This window comes from Streptomyces sp. H51 (genome assembly GCF_035656535.1).
In the GTDB taxonomy this organism is placed as follows: domain Bacteria; phylum Actinomycetota; class Actinomycetes; order Streptomycetales; family Streptomycetaceae; genus Streptomyces.
Genome location: NZ_JAYMHD010000011.1, coordinates 304,540 through 327,234 on the forward strand (window position 1 = coordinate 304,540; position 22,695 = coordinate 327,234).

General features: G+C 73.7%; 21 protein-coding genes. 7 read left to right on the plus strand and 14 right to left on the minus strand.

The genetic code is table 11. The features are described from left to right. Window positions 1–133: 133 nt before the first annotated feature. A complete protein-coding gene (locus VKA29_RS01895; protein ID WP_324783335.1) occupies window positions 134–2,467 on the minus strand; it encodes a PQQ-binding-like beta-propeller repeat protein in 2,334 nt (777 codons plus the stop codon). Between the two features lie 179 nt (window positions 2,468–2,646). Next, window positions 2,647–3,369, minus strand: coding sequence for a VOC family protein (locus VKA29_RS01900; protein ID WP_324783336.1), 723 nt, complete (start codon window positions 3,367–3,369; stop codon window positions 2,647–2,649). A gap of 134 nt (window positions 3,370–3,503) precedes the next feature. Between VKA29_RS01900 and VKA29_RS01905 the strand changes: the two genes are divergently transcribed. Beyond that, entirely contained in the window at window positions 3,504–4,139 is a 636-nt protein-coding gene (locus tag VKA29_RS01905) for a TetR family transcriptional regulator (RefSeq protein WP_324783573.1), read from the plus strand. Between the two features lie 229 nt (window positions 4,140–4,368). On the opposite strand, the gene VKA29_RS01910 is transcribed toward VKA29_RS01905, so the two are convergent. Together VKA29_RS01910 and VKA29_RS01915 are read right to left on the minus strand one after the other, a co-directional pair. After that, window positions 4,369–4,845, minus strand: a complete 477-nt coding sequence (locus VKA29_RS01910; protein WP_324783337.1) for a nitroreductase family deazaflavin-dependent oxidoreductase — start codon at window positions 4,843–4,845, stop codon at window positions 4,369–4,371. After that, on the minus strand, window positions 4,842–6,128 hold the full coding sequence (locus tag VKA29_RS01915; RefSeq protein WP_324783338.1) for an acyl-CoA dehydrogenase family protein: 1,287 nt from the start codon (window positions 6,126–6,128) through the stop codon (window positions 4,842–4,844). Before VKA29_RS01915 ends, VKA29_RS01910 begins: the two co-directional genes overlap by 4 nt. A gap of 87 nt (window positions 6,129–6,215) precedes the next feature. Here VKA29_RS01915 and VKA29_RS01920 point away from each other — a divergent pair, with 87 nt between their 5' ends. Beyond that, the gene (locus VKA29_RS01920) at window positions 6,216–7,388 is read left to right on the plus strand and encodes a thiolase C-terminal domain-containing protein (RefSeq protein ID WP_324783339.1); all 1,173 of its coding nucleotides are present in this window, start codon (window positions 6,216–6,218) and stop codon (window positions 7,386–7,388) included. A gap of 140 nt (window positions 7,389–7,528) precedes the next feature. On the opposite strand, the gene VKA29_RS01925 is transcribed toward VKA29_RS01920, so the two are convergent. From VKA29_RS01925 to VKA29_RS01935, 3 genes are all read right to left on the minus strand, one after another. Further along, window positions 7,529–9,718 carry a pyridoxal phosphate-dependent decarboxylase family protein gene (locus tag VKA29_RS01925; protein WP_324783340.1) on the minus strand — a complete coding sequence of 730 codons (2,190 nt, stop codon included), beginning with the start codon at window positions 9,716–9,718 and terminating at the stop codon, window positions 7,529–7,531. A gap of 42 nt (window positions 9,719–9,760) precedes the next feature. Next, a complete protein-coding gene (locus tag VKA29_RS01930) occupies window positions 9,761–11,254 on the minus strand; it encodes a M20/M25/M40 family metallo-hydrolase (RefSeq protein ID WP_324783341.1) in 1,494 nt (497 codons plus the stop codon). A 185-nt stretch (window positions 11,255–11,439) separates the two neighbouring features. Next, entirely contained in the window at window positions 11,440–12,804 is a 1,365-nt protein-coding gene (locus VKA29_RS01935; protein ID WP_324783342.1) for a hypothetical protein, read from the minus strand. A gap of 28 nt (window positions 12,805–12,832) precedes the next feature. Between VKA29_RS01935 and VKA29_RS01940 the strand changes: the two genes are divergently transcribed. Beyond that, window positions 12,833–13,498 carry a pyridoxal 5'-phosphate synthase gene (locus VKA29_RS01940; protein WP_324783343.1) on the plus strand — a complete coding sequence of 222 codons (666 nt, stop codon included), beginning with the start codon at window positions 12,833–12,835 and terminating at the stop codon, window positions 13,496–13,498. A gap of 21 nt (window positions 13,499–13,519) precedes the next feature. On the opposite strand, the gene VKA29_RS01945 is transcribed toward VKA29_RS01940, so the two are convergent. From VKA29_RS01945 to VKA29_RS01965, 5 genes are read right to left on the minus strand one after another with little or no spacing between them, the layout of a single operon-like run. Continuing rightward, window positions 13,520–13,924, minus strand: coding sequence for a type II toxin-antitoxin system VapC family toxin (locus tag VKA29_RS01945; protein ID WP_324783344.1), 405 nt, complete (start codon window positions 13,922–13,924; stop codon window positions 13,520–13,522). Further along, a complete protein-coding gene (locus VKA29_RS01950) occupies window positions 13,917–14,192 on the minus strand; it encodes a type II toxin-antitoxin system prevent-host-death family antitoxin (protein ID WP_324783345.1) in 276 nt (91 codons plus the stop codon). Before VKA29_RS01950 ends, VKA29_RS01945 begins: the two co-directional genes overlap by 8 nt. Before the next feature lie 34 nt (window positions 14,193–14,226). Continuing rightward, the gene (locus VKA29_RS01955; RefSeq protein ID WP_324783346.1) at window positions 14,227–14,841 is read right to left on the minus strand and encodes a GNAT family N-acetyltransferase; all 615 of its coding nucleotides are present in this window, start codon (window positions 14,839–14,841) and stop codon (window positions 14,227–14,229) included. Next, a complete protein-coding gene (locus VKA29_RS01960) occupies window positions 14,838–15,260 on the minus strand; it encodes a Zn-ribbon domain-containing OB-fold protein (protein WP_324783347.1) in 423 nt (140 codons plus the stop codon). The genes VKA29_RS01955 and VKA29_RS01960 overlap by 4 nt, the downstream gene beginning before the upstream one ends. Beyond that, window positions 15,257–15,709, minus strand: a complete 453-nt coding sequence (locus VKA29_RS01965; protein ID WP_324783348.1) for a DoxX family protein — start codon at window positions 15,707–15,709, stop codon at window positions 15,257–15,259. The genes VKA29_RS01960 and VKA29_RS01965 overlap by 4 nt, the downstream gene beginning before the upstream one ends. Window positions 15,710–15,909: 200 nt before the next feature. Here VKA29_RS01965 and VKA29_RS01970 point away from each other — a divergent pair, with 200 nt between their 5' ends. Then, window positions 15,910–17,097, plus strand: coding sequence for an NAD(P)/FAD-dependent oxidoreductase (locus VKA29_RS01970; protein ID WP_324783349.1), 1,188 nt, complete (start codon window positions 15,910–15,912; stop codon window positions 17,095–17,097). Here VKA29_RS01970 and VKA29_RS01975 read toward each other — a convergent pair. Next, window positions 17,036–17,308, minus strand: a complete 273-nt coding sequence (locus tag VKA29_RS01975) for a type II toxin-antitoxin system RelE family toxin (RefSeq protein WP_324783350.1) — start codon at window positions 17,306–17,308, stop codon at window positions 17,036–17,038. The two genes, VKA29_RS01970 and VKA29_RS01975, sit on opposite strands and share 62 nt — an antisense overlap. A 111-nt stretch (window positions 17,309–17,419) precedes the next feature. Further along, entirely contained in the window at window positions 17,420–17,689 is a 270-nt protein-coding gene (locus tag VKA29_RS01980; RefSeq protein ID WP_324783351.1) for a type II toxin-antitoxin system Phd/YefM family antitoxin, read from the minus strand. A 185-nt stretch (window positions 17,690–17,874) separates the two neighbouring features. Between VKA29_RS01980 and VKA29_RS01985 the strand changes: the two genes are divergently transcribed. The 3 genes from VKA29_RS01985 (at window position 17,875) to VKA29_RS01995 (ending at window position 22,669) form a co-directional block, all read left to right on the plus strand. Beyond that, window positions 17,875–19,404: an NAD(P)/FAD-dependent oxidoreductase gene (locus VKA29_RS01985; protein WP_324783352.1), complete on the plus strand. Its 1,530-nt coding sequence runs from the start codon at window positions 17,875–17,877 to the stop codon at window positions 19,402–19,404. A gap of 254 nt (window positions 19,405–19,658) precedes the next feature. Then, window positions 19,659–21,884, plus strand: coding sequence for an acetate--CoA ligase family protein (locus tag VKA29_RS01990; RefSeq protein ID WP_324783353.1), 2,226 nt, complete (start codon window positions 19,659–19,661; stop codon window positions 21,882–21,884). Continuing rightward, complete coding sequence (locus VKA29_RS01995; protein WP_324783354.1) at window positions 21,875–22,669, plus strand: enoyl-CoA hydratase/isomerase family protein; 795 nt, start codon at window positions 21,875–21,877, stop codon at window positions 22,667–22,669. The genes VKA29_RS01990 and VKA29_RS01995 overlap by 10 nt, the downstream gene beginning before the upstream one ends. The last annotated feature ends 26 nt before the right edge of the window (window positions 22,670–22,695 follow it).

The following is a 22,695-nucleotide window of genomic DNA, read 5'->3' on the forward strand; positions in this document are numbered from 1 at the left end:
CGCCGCCACTCCCCGCCCGGCCCCGCACCGCGTCACACGGTCCGCGCCGGTCCCTTCCCCGGGCGCCGCCCGGCACCGCCTCACGCGGTCCGCACGCCCGTCGCCGCCACTCCCCGCCCGGCCCCGCACCGCGTCACGTGGTCCGCGCCGTGCCCGTGCCCTTCTCCGCGTCCAGGGCGTACACGCACCGGTCCTTGCTGCACGCGTACACCACCCCGTCCTTGACGACCGGGGAGCCGGTGATCTCGCCGCCGGTGGCCAGCTTCCAGCGCAGCCGCCCGTCGTCGGCCTTCAGGGTGTACAGCAGGTGGTCCGTCGAACCGAAGTGGATGCGTCCCTCGGCCACCGCCGGGGCGCCGACGATGTCGCCGCCCGCCTGGAAGCGCCACTTGGGCGTGCCGGTGACGGCGTCCAGCGTGTAGAGCCCCTTGCCGCTGCCGACGTGCACGTGTCCGGCGGCCACCAGGACCGGCTCGGTCGACGTGCGGGACTCGGTGGCGATGCGCCAGCGGTCGCGCCCGTCGGTGGCGTCCAGGGCGTACACGGTGCCGAGGTAGTCGGCGAGGTAGATGCCGCCGCCGGTCACCGCGGGGCCCGGCGCGAAGGCGGGCGGGCACAGGAAGACCGCCGGCGCCTCGAAGTGCCAGCGGACGTGCCCGCCCGCCACGTCCAGGGCCAGCACGCGGGTGCCGGCCGACACGTACACGTAGCCGTCCGGCGCGTGCGTCAGCCGCAGCGGGACGCCGCCGCAGGAGGCCGCGTCGCCGATCGGGTACGACCAGCGCTCGTCGCCGGTGCGCGCGTCGAGGGCGCGCAGCCGGGCGTCCTGCCAGACGTACACCGTGCCCTCGTGCACCGCGGGGCCGGCCTCCGGGGTCTCGAAGTCGGTCTGCGCCCCGGTGAGCTCCCACAGCTTCTGCCCGGTGGAGGCCTCCCACGCCTGGACGCCGCCGCCCCGGGTGCCGGTGACGACGGTGCCGCGGTCGGCGTGCAGGGAGTACACCCAGGCGTCCGTGTTCAGCCGCCACAGATCGGCGCCCTCCCGGCACTCCAGGGCGAACAGGGTCGGCCCGTCGGAGGCGTGGATACGGCCGTCCGCGACCGCCATCGACCAGGCGACGTCCCGCGTCTTGAAGCGGCGGCGGCCGGTGGCCACGTCGAGGGCGTGCACCTCGAAGGAGGTGACGTAGACGAGGTCGCCGAAGACGGACGGGGTGCCCCACACGTCGTTCGACATGCGGAAACGCCAGGGGCGCCAGCCGGCCGAGGTCTCCGGCGGCGCGGGCGGCGGCGCCGGCACGGCGGGGTCGGCGCCGCCCACGCCGGGGCGGGCCTTGGTCCAGGTGGCGGCCAGGGCGGCCTCCGGGGGCGGCGCCTGCACGGCGGCGGCCCGCACGTCGGACACCCGCGGTCCGGGCCCGATCGGCACCGGGGCGCCGGCCAGCCGTACGGGGCCGGTGTCCGGGGCGCCCACCGGCGCGGGCACCACCGGGTCGTGCGGGGGCGGGGGCGGTACCGGGGCGACCCGTGCGCCGCCGCGTCCGGCGGGCGGTCCGGGCTTCGCCGCCGGGCGGCCGTTGCGGCGGGCCTCGATCAGGCCGACCGCCCGCTCGGGCAGCCACGCGGACGCGGTGCCGCTGTCGTCGGACCCGGAGCCGAAGAGGTGGGGCGCGAGCTGGGCCTGGAGGTCGGCCGGGTTGGGCCGGGCGGTGGCGTCCATCTGCATGCAGGACTCGATGAGCGGGCGCAGCTCGTCCGGGAGGCCCTCCAGGTCCGGGCCCTCACGCAGCAGCATGAACACCGTCTCGACCGGGTTGGCGCCGTGGTAGGGCGGGTGCCCGGTGGCGGCGAACACCAGCATCGAGCCGAGCGAGAACACGTCGCTCGCGCCGGTCACGCTGCGGGAGTCCTTGGCCTGCTCCGGGGACATGTAGGCGGGCGTGCCGACGGCGACGTTCGTCATCGTCAAACGGGTGTTCGAGACACCGGAGGCGATGCCGAAGTCGATCACCCGCGGGCCGTCCTCGACGACCAGGACGTTCGAGGGCTTCAGGTCGCGGTGGACGAGGCCGGCGCCGTGGATCGACTGGAGCGCCTCGGCGACGCCCGCGGCCAGCCAGCGCACCGCCTGGGCCGGGAGCGGCCCGCACTCGTTGACTATCTCCTCCAGGGAGGGCGCGGGGACGTACGCGGTGGCCAGCCACGGCACGGCCGCCCGGGGGTCGGCGTCGACGACGGCCGCCGTGTAGAAGCCGGAGACCGCCCGCGCGGCCTCCACCTCGCGCGTGAAGCGCACCCTGAACAGCTGGTCCTCGGCGAGTTCCGTGCGCACCGTCTTGATCGCCACGCGCCGGCCGGACGCCGAGCGCGCGAGATAGACCAGCCCCATGCCGCCGGCGCCCAGCCGCCCCAGCACCTCGAAAGGCCCGATCCTCCGCGGATCGTGCTGCGTCAGCTGATCCACCACTTGCCTGCCACCTCCCCGTACGAGCCGCGCCACCCACATGTTCACGCGACCGAAGTGCAGCGTCTCACCACCGCACCGCCGTGGCGGCACGCACCCCGATTCTTCCTGCCCGGGGCACTGGTTGCGAACCCGGGGTCGAAGCGGGGTGTCTCGGTCGATACCGGACGGCAATCCGCCGGTCAGCGCTGCAGCAGCGCGAACGACGCCCCCTGATTGTCGGTGACGACGGCGACCAGCCCGTACGAGGTGGAGAACGGCGGCGCCTGCACCCGTCCGCCGAGCCGGTGCACCGCCTCCAGCGCGTCCGCGCAGTCCTCGACCGCGAAGTGGACGAGGAAGTGGGGCGGCATCTCGGCGGGGAAGACGTCGGAGACGGCGGCGCGGCCGAAGTCGGGCCGGGCGCCGGGGCCGAACAGGGCGTCGTGGAAGAGGCCGCCGTAGAAGGCGTTGGCGCGCTCGGGGTCGCGGGCGTACAGCTCCGCCCAGGCGAAGGTGCCCGGCTCGTGCCGCCTGCCGAAACCGGCGTGGCGGGCCGCCTGCCACAGGCCGAACACGGCCCCCTCGGCGTCGGTGACCAGCGCGGTCGTGCCCAGGTCGCCGACCGGTACGGGCACGATGACGACCTGCCCGCCGGCGTCCCGGACGCGGCGGGCGAGGGCTTCCGCGTCGGGGGTGGCGAAGTGCACCGTCCAGACGGTGGGCATGCGCCCGTCCGTCTTGGGCGCGAGCGCGGCGACGGGGGCACCGTCCTTCAGCGCCCAGGTGGACGCCCCGTAGGACTCCTCGAAGGTCCACCCGAAGAGTTCCCCGTAGAACCGCTTGCCCGCCTCGACGTCGGGAAGCTGGGCGTCCACCCAGCACGGGACGCCCTCTGCGTATCCGGATGCCCTGTTTTCGGCCATGCGGCAAACGTAGCGGCGACGCACGCACCGCGCAGACCAGGCGCACCCGTCTCTTATCACCCGGGCACCCCATTTGCAGTCGGCCGAATCGCGCTCCCATCACCCCTCGGTAAGCTGACGACATGACAGGACAAGTGCGTACCGTCGACGGCCGCGTGGCCGGCCGGCGTGGGCAGGCGACCCGGCAGAAGCTGCTCGACTGCCTCAGCGAGATGCTCAGCTCCTCCCCCTACCGGGACGTCAAGGTCATCGATGTCGCCCGGAAGGCCGGTACGTCGCCCGCGACCTTTTACCAGTACTTCCCGGACGTCGAGGGCGCCGTCCTGGAGATCGCCGAGCAAATGGCCGCCGAGGGAGCCGGGTTGACCGAGCTGCTGGAGGGCCGTTCATGGACCGGCAAGGCGGGCTGGCAGACGGCCCAGGAGCTCGTCGACGGTTTTCTTGAGTTCTGGCGCAAGCACGACGCGATCCTGCGCGTCGTCGACCTCGGGGCGGCCGAGGGCGACAAGCGGTTCTACAAGATCCGCATGAAGATCCTGAACTCGGTGAACAACTCCCTCGCGGACGCCGTCACCGCGCTGCAGGCCAAGGGCCGCGTCGACAAGGACGTGAACCCGGCCGCCGTGGCGGGTTCGCTGGTGGCGATGCTGGCGGCCGTCGCCTCGCACCAGAAGGGGTTCACTTCCTGGGGCGTCAAGCAGGCCGAACTCAAGCCGAACCTGGCGCTGTTGGTGCACCTGGGCGTGACGGGCCGGAAGCCCACGCGGTAGACCGCGGCATTCTCGCGGCTTCCACAATTTCCCGCGGTTCCCGCATTTCTCGTATTTCCCGCATCCCTACAGTCCCCACAGTCCCACAGTCCCCATATTCACCATATTCGCCATATTCGGCACAGTTCCCATAGCGACCATCATTCCCATAGCCCCTATAAGTCCTGTCCGGCAGGCGGCGGTTCACCGTGAGTGAGCCGCCGCCTGCCTCGCTGTGCGGGCGGCCGCGCTACGCGTCGCGCCTGGCCAGCCGGAACAGCCGGATCTCCCGCTCCACCCGCTCCTGGTAGGCCGCGTACGGCGGCCACAGGGCCAGCGCCGCCCGCCAGGCCGCCGCCCGCTCCTCCCCCTCCAGCAGCCGTGCCGTCACCGGGATGTCCCGGCCCCGGAAGCTGATCTCGGCGTCCGGGTGGGCGAGGAGGTTGTGCGTCCATGCCGGGTGGCCGGGGCGGCCGAAGTTGGAGCCGACGAGGAGCCAGCCGCGTCCGCCGCCCTCCGGCACGCAGGCGAGCGGAATACGGCGGGGCAGACCGCTGCGCGCGCCCCTCGCGGTCAGCACGACGCCCGGCAGCATCAGCGCGCTGAGCAGCACCCGGCCGCGGGTGAGCCGGTGGACGGCCCGGTCCAGCCGCGGGACGACGTGCGGGGCCACCCGGGCGAAGCCCCGGGTGGCGGACACCCTCTGCACGATCCGCTCGACGCTCACGCCGTCACCCGCCCCTGCCCCTGCTCGTGCCCGTGTCCCTGCTCGTGCCCGTGCTCGAAGAGGTGCGCCGTGTCGGCGGCGGGCGCCCGCAGCCGGTGCACCGGCCCGAACAGCAGTTCGTCGCCCCAGGCCCGCTTGAAGTAGAGGTGCGCGTCGTCCTCCCAGGTGAAGCCGATCCCGCCGTGCAGCTGGATCCCCTCGGCGGCCGCGGCGCGCAGGGCCTCCAGCCCCTGCGCGAGGGCGAGAGCGCCGGCCCGCTCGCCGTGCGCGGCGGCCCAGGCCGCGTAGTACGCCGCCGAGCGCGCCGCCTGCACCCGGACGTACACGTCGGCCAGCCGGTGCTTGACCGCCTGGAAGGAGCCGATGGCCCGGCCGAACGGCTCGCGCCGCTTCACGTACTCCACGGTCCGCTCCAGCGCCCGGTCGGCGGCCCCGACGGCCTCGCAGGCCAGGACGGCCGCGGCGGTGTCGCCGACGGCGGCCAGGGCGGCGAGGACCGCGTCGCCCGCGTCCGCCGCGCCCTCGCTGCCCTCGCTGCCCTCGCTGCCCTCGCCGTCCTCGCTGCCCTCGCCGTCCTCGCCCAGCAGCTCCGCCGCCACGTCCCGCAGTTCCAGGCGGGCCTGCGGCCGGGTCGCGTCCAGGGCGGTCTGCCGTACCCGGACGAGTCCGGCGGCGTCCCCGCGCACCAGGAACAGCAGGATCCGCGACCGGGCGAAGCCGCCGGTGTGCGCGGCGGCCAGCAGCAGGCCCGCGCTGTGCCCGTCGAGCACCTGCTCGGCCTGCCCGTACAGCCGCCAGCCCTCCCCCGTCCGCCTGGCCTGCACGCCCCCGGCCCGTCCGCCGCCGGCCCAGTCGCCGCCGTTGCCGCCGGTCAGCGCGAGCGCGGTGGCGAGGCGCGGGCCGGGCACCGCGAGGGCGGCGGTGAGCTCGCCGGAGGCGATGCGGGGCAGCAGCCGGGCGCGCTGAGCGGCGGTGCCGAGGGCGAGCAGGAGCGGCGCGGCGAGGACGGCGGTGGCCGTCAGCGGCGAGGGCGCGAGCGCCCGGCCGGTCTCCTCGCAGGCCAGGGCGAGGTCGGTGACCGCGCGGCCGGCCCCGCCGTAGGCCTCGGGGAGCGCGAGGCCGGGCAGGCCGAGCCGGCCGGCGAGGGCGGTCCACAGCAGCGGATCGTGGCCCGCGGGGGTGTCCAGGGCCGCGCGCAGATCCTCCGGCCGGCACCGCTTGCGGAGCAGTTCGCGCAGGGTGCGGCGGATGTCGTCCTGTTCCGCGGTGAAGCGTGCGTCCACGGCTCTCCCCTCCCTCTTCCCCTCGCATCTGACGGTCCGTCATATTAGGAGGGCCGGACCGAGATGCCCAGGGGGAGGAGACCGCTGATGGCCCGCGGCAGCCGGAACGTCGCCGTGGTGGGCGTGGCCCTCGCCGACTGCGGGCGGCTCGACGCCACCACCCCCTACGCCCTGCACGCGCAGGCGGCCCGCCGCGCGCTGGCGGACGCCGGGCTGGAGCGCCGCCATGTCGACGGGTTCGCCTCGGCGGGCCTGGGCACGCTCGCCCCCGTCGAGGTCGCCGAGTACCTGGGCCTGCGCCCGAACTGGGTCGACTCCACCTCCGTCGGCGGTTCCACCTGGGAGGTCATGGCCGCCCACGCGGCGGACGCGATCGCCGCGGGCCACGCCAACGCCGTCCTGCTGGCCTACGGCTCGACCGCCCGCGCCGACGTCCGGGCGGGCCGCCGGACCGGCGACCTGTCCTTCGGCTCACGCGGCCCGCTGCAGTTCGAGGTCCCCTACGGCCACACGCTCATCGCCAAGTACGCCATGGCGGCCCGCCGCCACATGATCGAATACGGCACGACCGTCGAGCAGCTGGCGTCGGTCGCGGTACAGGCGAGGGCCAACGCGGCCCTGAACCCGGAGGCGATGTTCCGGGACCCGATCACGCCGGACGACGTGCTGTCCGGCCCGGTGATCGCCGACCCGTTCACCAAGCTGCACTGCTGCCTCCGCTCCGACGGGGGCGCGGCGGTGCTGCTCGCGGCCGAGGAGTACGTACGGGACTGCCGCGGCGCCCCGGTGTGGGTGCTGGGCACCGGGGAGCACGTCTCGCACGCCGCGATGTCCGAGTGGCCCGACTTCACGGTCTCCCCGGCGGCGGTGAGCGGCCGGCTGGCGTTCGGGCGGGCGGGGGTGCGGCCGCGGGAGATGGACTTCGCGGAGATCTACGACGCGTTCACGTACATGACGCTGGTGACCCTGGAGGACCTCGGCTTCTGCGCGAAGGGCGAGGGCGGGGCGTTCGTCGGGAAGGGGCGGCTCCGGGTGGAGGGCGGGGAGCTGCCGGTGAACACGGACGGGGGCGGTCTGTCGGCCCAGCACCCCGGCATGCGCGGCCTGTTCCTCCTGGTCGAGGCGGTACGGCAGCTCAGGGGCGAGGCCGGCGCCCGGCAGGTGCGCGCCCGCGACGGCGGCACGCCCCGCCTGGGGGTGGCCTCCGGCACCGGGGGCTGGTTCTGCTCGTCGGGGACGGTGGTGCTGGGCCGGGACTGAGCGGGTCACGTCGCGCTCGTGCCGCCCGCTCTCCCGTACCCGGCCGGACGGGCGTGGCCGGAGCGCTGAGGGGCCGGAGCCGCCGGAAACGGCCGGAGCCGCCGGGGGTGGCCGGCGGCTCCTGTTCGACGGGACGGGGGTCAGAGAACCCGCTGCATGTCGTCGACGCACCGCACGACCGTCTTGCGCAGTGCGTCGACGAGGTGGGGGATGAAGTCGCCGGTGGCGGTGTCCGTCATCCAGGGGTCCATGGTGGTGGAGATCAGGTACTTGACCGGCAGGTCCCGGTCGGCGGCCTCGGTCCCGGTGGGGACGCCGAGCCTGGTGCGGAGGCAGTCGACGAAGGGCCTGCCGTAGACGGCGGGGTCGAACTCGGAGCCGGTGAGGATGAGGGGCGGCATCTCGTCCGGCAGCGGGATCCGGGGTTCGACGGTGCTCGGCAGGATGCTGAGCCGCTGGTTGATGCGGTGGTTGAGTTCGTTGGCCACCGTCAGGTCGGTGTTGGGCCGGCCGTCGACGACGGGGTTGAAGGCGTAACCGATGATGATCTGGTCCGAGCCGAGTTCGCTCAGCAGCTCCATGGCCTGCGGGTCCTGGAGCAGTTCCTCGTTGCTCCTGGGCACGATGTGGTCGCGGATGTAGGCGATCTGCCGGTCGATGTCCTGCGGGGAGGCCCCGGCGCGTTCGGCGGGCAGGCGCTGGACGGCGGTGACGGTGAAGGGGTCGTCGGGGCGGGCCATGGTGCGGATGGCGGCGTAGAGGCGCTTGCTGTTGAACAGCGCCTGGCCGAGGATGCGCCCGTAGCCTGCGGCGTCGTTGCTGATGACCCGGTGGCTGAGGTAGACGCCGGTCGCCGCGGCGCCCGGTTTGGAGCCCTCGATGCCGAAGAAGCCCACGCTGGCGTCGAACCCGCCCTGGTCGAGGTAGGCGGCGCCGAGTGCGACCTGGTCCCGTTGCCGCTTGTCGCGGTAGCACAGGCCACCGGCCGGATACGGGATGTAGCCGGCCTTGTGGGGGTCGATGCTGATGGAGTCGGCCCGGTGCAGCGCGTCGTACTGCTCGTTGACGTAGTCGCTCATGGCCAGGTCCGGGGTGATCCGTGCCCTGGTCCAGCCGGCGGGCGCGAGCTGGGGCGGCCGCTTGACGGCGGCGAAGTAGCCGCCCCAGGCCGCGTCGGCGTGGACCGGATAGCACAGGCCCTTCCTGCCGTACTCCTCGCGCAGTTCGAGGATGGCGGCCAGCGGGTCGACGGCGCTGAGCTCGGTGCTGCCCATCACGGCGACGTCCAGCAGCACCGGCCGATGGTTGCGCAGGCAGTCGTCCAGCAGTTCGCGGCGCGCCTGCGTGGTGGCCCGCGCGTCGAGGTCCACGTCGACGGTCCGCACGTTGCCGCGGCCGATACCGAGCACGGCGGCCGCCTTGGGCCAGGAGTAGTGCATGGTGGCCGGTGCCAGGATCACCCCGGGCGCGACGTCGTCCTTGAGATAGGCGCGGAAGGTGTCGTAGCCGAGCTGCTGGATCGTGTGCTTGTTGACGAGGGCCAGCTGGGCGTCGGTGAGCTGGTAGGCGACGCGCATCTTGGCCGGCAGGTCCAGCACCGTCTGCGGCGGCAGGTTGACCAGCTGCCAGGGGGTGAGGTCGAGGAGCCGGTGCTCGCTGCCGTCGGGCAGGAGCACGGTCAGGTTCCGGGCGACGGCGAGGTCGGGCTCCCGGCGGATCGCCTCGGCGACGGCCACCGGGTGGTAGGTGAGGTTGCGGGCCGACCACGCGGCTTCGAGGTTGGCCACGGTGCCGTCGCAGGTGATGTGTCCCCAGGAGCTGTCGACCGGGTAGCCCAGCAGCCGGCACAGGTCCTGGCCGACCGCCTTCTCCAGCAGCGTGGTGACCGGTGACGCCTCGGCGGCCACGTTGTTGGGATTGCTCAGCATGGCGGCGAAGTAGCCGACGATGCCGGGGATGGTCAGGTCCCAGTTCATGTGCCCCTGGAAGCGGTAGCTGTAGGCGGGGACCGAGCCGCGCAGGGACTTCAGCAGGGTGTCGAACTCGGCGCGCAGGTGCTTGACGTCCTGCTCGTAGGCGTCCGTCGCCTTCATCTCGTCGGTGACGTAGGCGGGGTCGTCCGGGTAGAGCTCGCGGCGGTCGGCGGCGTGCGAGCGCACCGCCTCCAGCAGCAGGTCCTCCAGCAGCCACTGGTTCTCGGCCTTGGGACCGAGGAACCATGCGGCCAGGGTCGCGGTGCCGGAGGCGTCGGAGAGGTCGAAGTCGGACCGGTAGCGCTCCAGGGCTTCGGCGTAGCGCAGGCGGGGGGTCGTGGTGCTCTGGTCGGTCATGGTGCGGCTCCTGGCGGGGTGGGTGGGCGGAGCTGGCGGCGGTCAGGAGTAGGACGAGGTGGCCACCGGCACGCGGGTGTCGTCGGTGCCGCTTCCGACCGGTGTCCCCAGCGTGCCGAGCAGGTCCAGCAGGTAGCTCTGGGCGAGCGTCATGCGCTCCAGCTCGTCCAGGCTGACGCTTTCGTGCAGGGCGTGGATGAGGCACTGCGGCTCCTCGCAGCCGAGCACCAGCACCGCCGCCTCGGGGTTGTTCGCCTGCAGGAGGCTGACCAGCGGGATGGAGGCGCCCTGCCCGGCGTACTGCGTCGCCTTGCCGGGGTACGCCTTGTCCAGGGCCTCCTTGGCGACCTGGTAGTTCGGCACGTCCTCGTCGGCGGTGAAACCCCGGCCGAGGTCGGCGTCGTACGAGACGTCCACCCGTGCCCGCCAGGGGTTCACGTCGACGCGCTCCAGGAACTCCCGCAGCCGCTGCGCGGCGATCTTCGGGTCCTCCCTGGGCGCGATCCGCATGCCGATCCGGGCCGTGACCGTGTCGATCAGCTGGTTGACCGGCTTGTCGTGCGGCGGGAGCTCGGAGGTCAGACCGACCACGTTGATCGACGGCTTGGTGTAGAGCCGGCTGCCGAGCGTGCCGGTGCCGATCAGCTTGGTCTCCTTCAGCACCCCGGCGTCGGCGCGGAATTCCTCCTCGGACGGCTGCAGTCCGCCCCACACGTCGGTCACCAGACCGGGGACGGCGACGTTGCCGTCGTTGTCGTGCAAACGGGCCAGCATGCGCACCAGCGCCATGAAGGCGTCCGGCGCCGGGCCGCCGAACATGCCGCTGTGCTTGGTGCCGTGCTCCAGCGTGGTGACCGTCACGTTCATCGCCACGAAGCCCCGCAGCGAGGTGGTGAGGGTGGGCTCGCCCAGCCGGTGGTTCCCGCCGTCCGCGATGACGATCACATCCGCCTTGAACCTCTCGGGGTGGGCCTGGATGTACGCCTCCAGCGACCCCCGCCCGGACTCCTCCTCGCCCTCCAGCACCACCGTCAGGTTCACCGGAGGCTTGCCGTCGAAGGCCCGCAACGTGCCGACGTGCATCATCACGCCCGACTTGTCGTCGGCCGCGCCGCGCCCCTTCAGCCGGTTGGTGTCCGGGTCCTTCTCCGGCTTGAACGCCTCCGGCCACTGGGTCTCGTCGGTGGGTACCACGTCGTAGTGCGCGTACAGCAGCACCGTGGGCGCCTTGGCCGCCGCTTCCGGGCGCCGGTAGCTGCCGTACACCAGCGGCGCGTCCTTGGCCGCCTGCCCGTCCGAGGCCGCCGCGTCGGCCGTCGTGCCGCTGATGTCCAGCAGCTCGACCTTGGTCAGGCCCGCGCCCGCCAGCAGCTTCGCCGCGCGGTCGGCGGCTTCCCGCACGTCCGTCATGCGGTCCGGTTCGTAGACCGACCGGACGCTCACCAGGTCCATCAAGTCGGCGGTGAGCCCGCCCATCAAGCCCTTGACCTTCTCGGGCAGCCCCTGCCCGTCGCCGCTTGCCACGGTCGAGTCCATGACCCGCTCCTCTGACTCCGCCGGAAACGACGCACCGGTATGCGTCGCGCGAGCCATGGATAGATCACGGATCACGGTCCGCGGCCCCGCGACATGCATGCGGTCTGACGAATCACTCGACCGCGGCACGGCTTGACCCGTCTCCCCCGTTCACGGTTCCCGGGCGCCAGGTCGGCCCAGCCGGGTCACCCGGTGACGGTGACCGTGGCCCGGTCGTCGGACGGGTCGGGGTCGTGGCGGCCGGTCCGCGGACTGGCGTCCGTCAGGCGCACGCTGCCGGTGCCCGGCTCGCCGAGGCGCACGGTGAACTCGAAGGTGCGGGACGAGCCGGGTTCCAGGGCGCCCACGTCGCAGACGTAGTCGTAGTCGCCGTGGCGGCAGTGCGGCGCGTACACGTCCTCGTCGATCGGCTCCATGGGCTCCTTCAGCACGGTCGTGCCCGGCGGCGGGGTGAACACCAGCCGGGCGGCGTGGCCCGGGTCGCCGGGTCCGTCGTTGCGGACGGTGAGGCGCAGTGTGCGCCGGTCGCCGGGGGCGCCGTGCAGGCGGGCGCCGGTGACCGCGTAGTCGGCTCGGGTGTCGAGGGAGACGGAGACCCAGTCCTGGTCCACGGCGAAGGCGCCCTTCACCGCGTCGGTCCGCGCGGCGCGCAGGGCCGGGCCGTCGCCGTGGTCGCCGCCCGCGGAGAAGTTCTGGTACTGCCCCGGGCCCGCGTCCGTCGGCCACACCTGCCGGCGGAACGACCCGTACATCCGCGTCGTCGACGCCCGCAGCCGCAGCCCCGGCCGGACGGCGACCGTCTCGCCGGGCGGGACGACCAGGTCCGGGAACCGGCACACCGCCTGGCGGCCGTGCCGCAGGCCGGGATACCGGCAGTTGGCGTAGCGCCGCGCGAACTCCAGGTCCCCGGAGTCGACGACGAGGGTGAGCCCCCGCGCCGGGACGTCACCGGTGTTGCGGACGACGACGGGCGAGGTGATCCCGGCGCCCGGACGGACCCGCTCGACCGGCGCGGCCGTGAGCAGTCTCAGCTCCGGTTCCCCGACGACCACCCGGGTGCGGGCGGTGAGCTTCCTGCCGTCCTCCGTCGCGTACGAGAAGCGGAGGTAGCCGGTGTCGCCGGGCCTGCCGCCCTTCGCGGCGAGCGGCACGAACCCCCGGGTGCCCGCCGCGCCGAGGTCGGTGCCCGCGACGTCGCAGGTGACGTGGGTGGCGTCGCCCGCGCAGTCCGGGCCGCTCCCGTCCAGCCGGACGACGTCCTCGGACCCCGGTGCGACGTCCACGGTCAGCCGCCGGGTGCCGGGACGGGCGTACGGGCTGCCGCCGCCGTCGACCGAGAGCGGGAAGACCTTCTGGCCGCCGTGCGCGCGGAGGTAGAAGACCTCGGGCGCGGAGAGCGCGGTCGGCCCGTCGCCGGAGCATGCGGTGAGGGTCCCCAGCAGAAGGACCCCGGCGAGCAGATGCCCCCACGCCGCCCGGCCGGTCCGGTGTCGCAGCTCCCCCGCCCCCTCTCGGCGCCCCGGAGACCAACGTACCGCCGACGGGAGCACCGGGGGTGCGCCGGGCGATACTCGGCGTATGGCATCGGATCTTCACGGGCTGCTGAGGTCGTTGCGGGTGTGGGACCCGCGGGTGACCGAGTTGCGGCCGTTCGACCCGGCGGCCGCGCCCGCGGAGCCGCTGACGCTGTTCACGGAGTGGTTCGCGGAAGCGGTGGCGGCCGGGCAGGCGGAGCCGCACACGATGTCGCTGGCGACGTCGGACGCGGAGGGCCGCCCGGACGTGCGGATCGTGATGCTGCACCGCGCGGACGCGGACGGCTGGTCGTTCGCGACGCACGCGACCAGCCACAAGGGCGGACAGCTCGCGGCCCGGCCGTACGCGGCGCTCGCCTTCTACTGGCCGGTGCTGGGCCGCCAGGTGCGGGTGCGCGGCCCGGTCACCGCCGCGCCGGCCGAGGAGTCCCAGGGCGACCTGCACGCCCGCTCGACGGGCGCCCTGGCCGCCGCCCTCACCGGCCGCCAGAGCGAAGTCCTGGGGTCGGTGGAGGAGTTGGAGCGGGCGTCGGAGGCGGCGTGGGACCGGGCCCGGCGGGAGCCGGACGCCCCGGTGCCGACCTGGACCCTGTACCACCTGCGCCCGGACACCGTGGAGTTCTTCCAGGGCGACGAACACCGCCGCCACGTCCGCCTGAACTACCGTCGAAAACAGGCAGGTTGGGGGCAGGAGCTGCTGTGGCCATGAGCCCGGATCGAGGTTTCCCGGTCAGACGGGCACGACGAGGACCGCGCTGTCCAAGCCCTTGAAGTCTGCTGCGTTGCGCGTGAAGAGCGGCATGCCCCTCACCGAGGCGATCGCAGCGATCATCAAGTCCATGCGGTGCGGACGAGGGTCTCTGTCGGCCGCGAGGGTCAGTGCGACGAGGGTGCCGTACCGGGAGGCAGCGTCACCGTCGAACGGCAGAGGCTCGAAGTCGGCGACCGCGGCACCGAGCTTCTCCATGCGCGCCGCCCGAGCGGCCGGGTCCCTCGCCATGGCCACCCCTTGCTGCAGTTCCGCGAACGTGACGGCGGTCAGTTCGGGCATGAGGGGAAGGCTCTGCGGGCTCAGCAGGTCCAGATCGATGTAGGCGCACGTGTCGAGAACGCCCGCAGGGTGCCGGTCAGCCACGCGGGCGCTCCCACGGATCGTCGTCCACGCGATCCTCGCCGCCGAAGAACTCGTCCGCCTCAGCACGCATCTGCGCGTGGTCCACCCGTGGCAGCCTCTTGTGCTTGGCCACAAGTTCGTCGGCGCTGAGCCGACGTCGGCGAGCCAGCGGACGCAGTTCGGCGACCTCTATGCCATTGCGGGTGATGTGGTAGGTCTCTCCCGCCTCCACCGAATCCATGACCGCGGCGGAGTGATTCCGAAACTCGCGCTGCGTGATCGTCTTCATGGACTCAGTGTAGCCGGGTGTAGTCCGCTGTGTCTCAAGGAGCTACGACCACGGGATCCGTCGCCAGACGCCCGTGCAGGTGCACGTCCCGGAACGCGTCGCGGCGGTTCGCCTCGAACATCGCGCCGCGCAGGGTGCCCTCGTACGGGAAGCCGCAGCGTTCGGCGACGCGGCAGGAGGCGTCGTGGCCGACCGCGTGGCCGAGTTCGAGGCGGTGCAGGCCGAGGCCGGTCAGGGCCCAGCGGGCGGCCACGGTGAGGGCACCGGTGGCGACGCCCCGCCCGCGGGCCTCGGGCAGCACCCAGTAGCCGACGCGGGCGATGGGCATCGCGGGGTGGACGACTTCGACGCTGATGTGGCCCAGCGGCGTACCGGTCTCCGCGTCGGTGACGCAGTACGACGCCGCACTGCCCTCCGCCGCGGCCCGCGTCTTGGCGCGCAGCGACTCACGGGCGCTGTCGAGGTCCGTCACCGTTCTGAGCGGGGTGTTCCAGCGCACGAACTCCGGGTCGGTGAGCCCGCGCAGCCAGGCGGCGACGTCGGTGTCGGAGTCCGGGTCCCACGGGCGCAGCCGGAGACCGTGGCCGTGCAGGACGGGGAACGGCCCGGCGAAGGACCGGTCGGCGTGGGGCTGGTCGGCGTGGGTCATCCGTCCATTGAATCCGCCGCGGCCGCCCCGCGCGGCCGGAATCTCGGTACGCCGTCCCGGAACACGGCCTCCAGGGCCAGGCCGGCCCGCAGTCCGTCCGCGGCGCACTCGACGACCTCGGTCATCATCCGCGGCCCCTCGGCGAGGTCCACGACGGCGGCGACGTAGGGCGTGCGGGCACCGAAGGGGGGCAGGTCGTTGCGGTGGACGACGGACCAGGTGTAGAGCGTCGCGCGGCCGCTCGCGGGTTCCCAGGTCACGTCCTCGCTCCAGCAGTGCGGGCAGAACTCGCGCGGGTAGTGGTGGGCCCGCCCGCACGCGCCGCAACGGCGGATCAGCAGCCGCCCCTCGGCCGCCGCGTCCCAGTACGTCCGCGTGAACGGGTCGGCCTCCGGGACGTCGAAGCGGGCGGCCGTCACCGGAACAGTCCCAGCGCGCTGTCCACCGACCAGGTCTGCCACGCCATGCCGAACAACGCGACGGCCGAGATCAGCGCCATCATGGCGTTCTGCCCCTGCTCGGCCCAGTCGTGGATCATGAGCGTGAAGTAGAGCGCGTTGAGGACCAGGCCGCCGGCCAGCGCGACCGGGGTGAGGAACCCGGCGACCAGCCCGAGCCCCAGGGCCAGTTCCGCGTACACGACGACGTACGCCATGGTCCGCGGCCGTGGGGCGACCACGGCCCGGAAGCCGGACCGTACGGCGTTCCAGCGGTGCCGCCCGGCGATGTCCGCGGCCCAGGCGATGCCGGTGCCGCGCTCGAACCAGCCCTTCCTGTCCTTGTGCCGCCAGCTCTCCAGCCACCACAGGCCGAGTCCGACGCGCAGCACGGCCAGCCACTCGGCGCCGTCGAGCCAGATCGTGTCCATGTATCTGACGGTACGTCAGATCGGGCGATCCGAGAACCCGGCGGCACCGCCTTCGGCGCGCCCCGGATCCCCGGAACGGCCACAATCACGTGAAGCACGCCACACGTCCCACCCACTCCTCCCCCACACGTGATCAATCCGCAACCAATTCCGGTCTTGACCGAGACCCAACAAACTGGTGCGTGGTTACGCTCGCGCTCATGGCCGACTCCACACCGATCGCAAGCCCCGCGGGTCACCCCGTCTACGTCGTCGGGGGCGGGCCCGGCGGGCTCTCCGTCGCGTACGCGCTGCGTGCGCGGGGCATCCGCGCCGTCGTGCTGGAGAAGTCCGACCGGATCGGGGCGTCCTGGCGGCGCCACTACGACCGTCTGCACCTGCACACCACCCGGCGCCTGTCCGCGCTGCCGGGGCTGCCGATGCCGCGCCGGTTCGGGCGCTGGGTGTCCCGCGACGACGTGGTGCGGTACCTGGAGAAGTACGCCGAGCACCACGAGCTGGAGATCGTCACCGGCGTCGAGGTGTCCCGGATCGAGCGCACCCCCGACGGCGCCGGCTGGCTGCTGCACGCCACCGGCGGCCGCGAGCTGACCGGCACGGCGGTGGTCGTCGCCACCGGCTTCAACCACACCCCGCGCATCCCCGACTGGCCCGGCCGCGACATGTACGGCGGTGAGCTGCTGCACGCGTCGCGGTACCGCAACGCCGAGCCGTACGCCGGCCGTGACGTCCTCGTCGTCGGCTCCGGCAACACCGGTGCCGAGATCGCCGTCGACCTGGTGGAGGGCGGTGCCTCGCGGGTGCGGCTGTCCGTGCGGACGGCCCCGCACATCGTGCGCCGCTCGACGGCCGGCTGGCCCGCCCAGTACACCAGCGTGCTGGTACGGCGGCTGCCGACCGGGCTCGTCGACCGGCTGGCGCGGCCGGTGGCGAAGCTGAGCGTGCCGGACCTGACGGCGCACGGGCTGCCGCGCCCGGACACCGGGCTGTACAGCAGGGTCAAGCAGGGGGCCATCCCGGTCCTGGACGTCGGTCTCGTCGACGCCGTGCGCAAGGGCCGTATCGAGGTCGTGGCCGCCGTCGACTCCTTCGAGCGGGACGAGGTCGTCCTCGCCGACGGCAGCCGCGTCTCACCGGACGCCGTGATCGCCGCCACCGGCTACGTCCGCGCCCTGGAGGGCATCGTCGGCCACCTCGGCGTGCTCGACGCGCGCGGCAGGCCGGTGACGCACGGCGGCCGCTGCCCCGAGACCGCGCCCGGCCTGTACTTCACCGGCTTCACCAACCCCATCAGCGGCATGTTCCGCGAGATGGCCCTCGACGCCGTCAAGATCGCCAAGGCCGTCGCCGGGGACACCGCCCGGCAGCCCTCCCGGCTCCCGGTCTGACACCGGCGGCTCGGGCCCCCGCGGCTCCCCGCGGGGCCAACGGGACCTTACGGTAGAGGTCGCGGCGGTTGCCGACGGCCAGGACCCACACGATCAACTGGCCGTCCTCGACGGTGTGGACGACGCGGTGGTCGCCGACCCTGATCCGCCACCGGGCGCTGCGCCCCTGGAGCGCTTCGACGTCCAACGCGGTGGTGTCTCCCGCGTCCATCGCCCTCTGGAGTCCAGTGAGGCGGTACAGGATGCGGAGAGCGCCCTGGCGCGGAATTTGAGCATGTCCCGCTGTGCGTGCGGCGTGAAGCGCGTGACGTGGGTCAGGAGGTCAGTCCTGCTGGGCACGCAGCAAGGCAGCCATCTCCTCGAGGGAGATCGCACCCTCCACACCCTCGGACTCGGCTTCATCCGCCAGCCGGTTGAGCCACGCCTCTTCGGCGTTGTCCGCGACCTCACGCAGGCGCCGGTACTCCTGGATGTCGATCACGACGGCTTCCTGCTTGCCGCGGCGGGTGGTGATCGTCGGGGTTTCCTCCCGGCGAGCGCGATCGATGACGTCAGCGAGGTGCCTGCGGACCACGGCCATGGATTCGACCACCGGCCGCCGCCGTTCCCGTGACCGGCCGGCCGGCCGTCAACTGTCCCGCCCGGGGCTTTACTTACTCCTCAGTCAGATACCGTCCGGGAGCTGTACCACGCCATCGGGCCGGGACAGAATGTGAGAGCTGTTCACCTTTTCGGGTTCCGGCTCCACCCACCTCTCGCTCGTGACGGAGGACGCACGTGGCACGTGAAAGACAGCTTCCCCGACTCTCCCGGCTCTCCCGGCGCTCCCTGCTCGGCGGTGCCGCCGCGGCGGGCGCCGTCACCCTGACCGGCACCGCGGCCGGCACGGCGTCCGCGGCCGTCGGTACGGCGTCCGCGGTCGGCCGGGACGTGGACGTGGACGTGTGCGTCGTCGGCGGCGGGCTCGCCGGGCTGACCGCGGCCCGCGACCTGGTGGCCGGCGGCAGCACCGTCGCCGTGCTGGAGGCCCGCGACCGGGTCGGCGGCCGGATCGTGGGCCTGCCGCTGCCGGGCGGCGGGGTCACGGAGGGCGGCGCGGAGTTCATCGGTCCCACCCAGGACCGGATCAGGGCGCTCGCCGACTCGCTGGGCGTGGCGACCTTCCCCACCTACGACACCGGCAAGAACCTGCTGTACAAGGACGGCACGAAGACGCCCTACGCCACCGACGGGCTGCTCGGCGCGGTCCCGCCCGTGGACGCGGCCGGGCTCGCGAACGCGGCGATCGTGCAGGCCGCACTCGACGACATGGCGAAGAAGGTGCCCGTCGACGCGCCCTGGACCGCGCCCAAGGCCGCCGAGTGGGACCGGCAGACCTTCGAGAGCTGGCTGAACGCCAACGCCGTCGTCCCGTCGGCCAAGTTCCTCCTCGACGTGGCGACCACGTCGATCTTCTCGGCGCAGCCCCGCGAGCTGTCCCTGCTCTACGTCCTGTACTACATCGCCGCCGCCGGCAACGAGTCCACCGCCGGCACCCTGGAGCGCCTCACCGACACCGCGAAGGGCGCCCAGGAGTCCCGTTTCGTCGGCGGCTCCCAGCAGGTGCCGGTGAAGCTGGCCGCCGCGCTCGGCGACCGGGTGGTGCTGAGCGCGCCGGTGCGCTCGATCGCCCGGTCGGGCGCCGGATACGCGGTGACCGCGGACGGGATCACGGTGACCGCGAAGCGGGTCGTCGTCGCGCTGCCGCCGCCGCTGGCCGCCCGCATCGCCTACGACCCGCTGCTGCCGGCCGCCCGGGACCAGCTCACCCAGCGGATGCCGATGGGCTCGATCGGCAAGGCCATCGCCGTCTACGACACCCCCTTCTGGCGCGCGGCCGGTCTCAACGGCCAGGTCGTCAGCGACTCGGGCGTGGTCCGCTCGACGTTCGACAACTCGCCCCCCGACGCCTCCTACGGCGCCCTGATGGGCTTCATCGAGGCCGACGAGATGCGGGCGTACGACGCGGCGAGCGTGGACGAGGTCAAGGCGGCCGTGCTGAAGGACTACGCCGTCTACTTCGGCGACAAGGCCAAGTCACCCACCGCCTTCGTGCTCCAGCGCTGGGACAACGAGGGCTTCTCGCGCGGCGGCCCGGTCGCCTACGCGCCGCCGGGGGTGCTGACGGAGTACGGGGCCGCGCTGCGGAAGCCGGTCGGCGGCATCCACTGGGCGGGGACCGAGACCTCCACGTACTGGACCGGGTTCATGGACGGCGCGGTGCGCTCCGGCGAGCGGGTGGCCGAGGAGGTGCTGGCGGCACTGTGAGGGACGGCCGGGCGGGCTTCGGCCGCAGCCAGCCGCAGTCAGCCGGGCGTCGGCCAGGAACGGCCGGGCGTGGCGCCACAGGCCCGCAGGCCCGCAGGCCGACAGGCCGACAGGCAGCCGGGCGTGAGCCGGAGGCAGCCGGGTGTGAGCCAGGGGCCGCCGGGCTTTGCCTGCACGGCGGTTCCTGACACGGCGTCAGTTCAGTAATCTGACAGAGCGTCAGTTATTGCTGTCACACAGGAGCGGGCGGACAGATGCTTGGATCGACCCACGGCACCCTCACCACCGACTCCCGCCGGGCCCGGGTGATCGCCTGCGGCGAGCAGCCCGGGCCCGCCGTGCACGGCCGGCCGGCCGAGGCGGACGACCTCGACGTCAGCGGCCGGCCCCTGTACGCGGGCGTCCCCGACCTCGACCGCTTCTTCCGCCCCGAGTCCGTCGCCGTGATCGGCGCCTCGGACGCCGAGGGGCGGCCCAACACCGGCATCACCCGGCAACTCGTCGGCTGGGCCGAGCGGGTGGGCGCCCGGCTGCACCCGGTGCATCCGCACCGCCCGTCCGTGTTCGGCATCCCCTGCTCCGCGTCCGTCGCCGACCTGCCCGAACAGGTCGACGTCGCCGTGGTGCTGGTCGCCGACCCGCTCCCCGTGGTGGAGCAGCTCGCCGCGGCCAAGGCCAGGTTCGCGGTCGTCTTCGCCTCCGGGTTCGCCGAGACCGGCGAGCGGGGGGCGGCCGAGCAGGAGCGCCTGGCCGCCGCCGTCGCACGGTCCGGCATGCGGCTGCTGGGACCCAACACCAACCTCAACGCCTTCGAACGGTTCCGGGACGACCTCGACGGCCCCGCCATCGCGCTCATCACCCAGTCCGGGCACCAGGGCCGGCCCGTCTTCGCGCTCCAGGAACTCGGCATCCGCCTCTCCCACTGGGCGCCCACCGGCAACGAGGCCGACCTGGAGACCGCCGACTTCGTCTCCTACTTCGCCGAGCAGCCCGAGGTCGGCGCCATCGCCGCCTACGTCGAGGGACTGAAGGACGGCCGTTCCTTCCTGCTCGCCGCCGACCGGGCCGCCCGGCGCGGGGTGCCGGTGGTCGCCGTCAAGGTGGGCCGCACCGAGGCCGGCGCCCGCACGGCCGCCTCGCACACCGGGAAGCTGACCGGCGCGGACGCGGTGGTGGACGCGGCGATGCGGCAGTTCGGCGTGATCCGGGTGGACGGCCTCGACGAACTCCAGGACACCGCCGCCCTGCTGGCCCGGGCCCGGCCGCCCCGCGCCGACGGCGTCGTCGTCTACTCCATCTCCGGCGGCACGGGCGCGCACGTCGCCGACCTCGCGGCCGGGGCGGGGCTCCGGCTGCCGGTGCTGTCCGAGGCCCGGCAGGCCGAGCTGCACCAGTGGATCCCCGGATACCTGAACGTGGCCAACCCCGTCGACAACGGCGGCCACCCCGTCGGCGACCACCGCGGCCGGAAGATCATCGACGCGATCCTCGCCGACCCCGAGGTGGGCGTGCTGATCTGCCCGGTCACCGGGCCGTTCCCGCCGCTCAGCGACAAGCTGGTGCGGGACCTGGTGGACGCGGCCGAGGAGACGGACAAGCTGGTGTGCGTGGTGTGGGGGTCGCCGGTCGGCACCGAGCCGGCGTACCGCGAGGTGCTGCTCGGGTCCTCCCGGGTGGCGACCTTCCGCACCGTCGCCAACTGCCTCACCGCGGTGCGCGCCTACCTCGGCCACCACCGCTTCGCCGCCGGCTACCGCTCCCCCTTCGACGCGGCCCCGCGCACCCCGTCCCCGTCCTTCCGCAAGGCGCGGGCGCTGCTGCGGCCCGGCGAGCAGCTGAGCGAGCACGCGGCCAAGCAGCTGCTGCGGGCGTACGGCATCCGGGTGCCGCGCGAGCAGCTGGTGACCAGCGCGGCGGCGGCGGTACGGGCGGCCGGGCTGGTCGGCTACCCGGTGGTGATGAAGGCGTCCGGCGCGCGGATCGCCCACAAGACGGAGCTGGGCCTGGTCAAGATCGGCCTCACCTCGGCCAGCCAGGTCCGGGACGCCTACCGCGAGCTGACCGACATCGCCCGCTACGAGGGCGTCGAGCTGGACGGCGTACTGGTGTGCCAGATGGTCGAGCGGGGGGTCGAGATGGTCGTCGGCGTCACGCACGACGAGCTGTTCGGGCCGACCGTGACGGTGGGGCTGGGCGGCGTGCTGGTGGAGGTGTTGCGCGACGCGGCCGTACGGGTGCCGCCGTTCGGGGAGGAGCAGGCCCGGGAGATGCTCGACGAGCTGCGCGGGCGGGCCCTGCTCGACGGGGTGCGCGGACGGCCCCCGGCCGACCTCGACGCGCTCGTGGAGGTGGTCCTGCGGGTGCAGCGCATGGCGCTGGAGCTCGGTGACGACATCGCGGAGCTCGACGTCAACCCGCTGATGGTGCTGGAGCGCGGGCAGGGCGCGGTGGCCCTCGACGCGCTGGTGGTGTGCCGTTGAGCGCCCCGGTACGGCACGAGGTCCACGACCGGGTCGCCCACCTCACCCTGGACCGGCCCGAGGCCCTCAACGCCCTGACGCCCGAGGCCCGCGACCGCGTCGTCGCGCTGCTGGACGACGCCTCCGCCGACCCCGCCGTACGGGCCGTCGTCCTCACCGGCGCCGGGCGCGGCTTCTGCGCGGGGGCGGACCTGCGCGGCGGCGCGGCGGCCGGCGAGCGGCTCCCCGGCGATGTCGCCCGCACCCTGCGCCTGGGCGCGCAGCGCCTGATCGCCGCCGTGCTGGACTGCGAGAAGCCGGTGATCGCCGCCGTCAACGGCACGGCGGCCGGGCTCGGCGCCCAGCTCGCGTTCGCCTGCGACCTGGTGCTGGCCGCGGAGTCGGCCCGGTTCATCGAGGTGTTCGTGCGCCGCGGGCTGGTCCCGGACGGCGGGGGCGCCTACCTGCTGCCCCGGCTGATCGGCCCGCAGCGGGCCAAGGAGCTGATGTTCTTCGGCGACGCGCTCACCGCCGCCGACGCCGCACACCTCGGACTGGTCAACCGGGTCGTCCCCGACGGCGAGCTGGCGGCGACGGCCCGCGCGTGGGCCGCCCGCCTCGCCGCCGGACCGACCCGCGCCCTCGCCCTGACCAAGCAGCTCGTCAACGCCTCCCTGGACACCGACCGCGCCGCCGCCTTCGCCGCCGAGGCCGCCGCGCAGGAGATCAACATGACCACGCGGGACGCCCAGGAGGGCGTACGGGCCTTCGTGGAGCGCAGAAGCCCCGACTACCGGGGGCGCTGACCGGTACCGGGGCTTCTCCGGCCCTT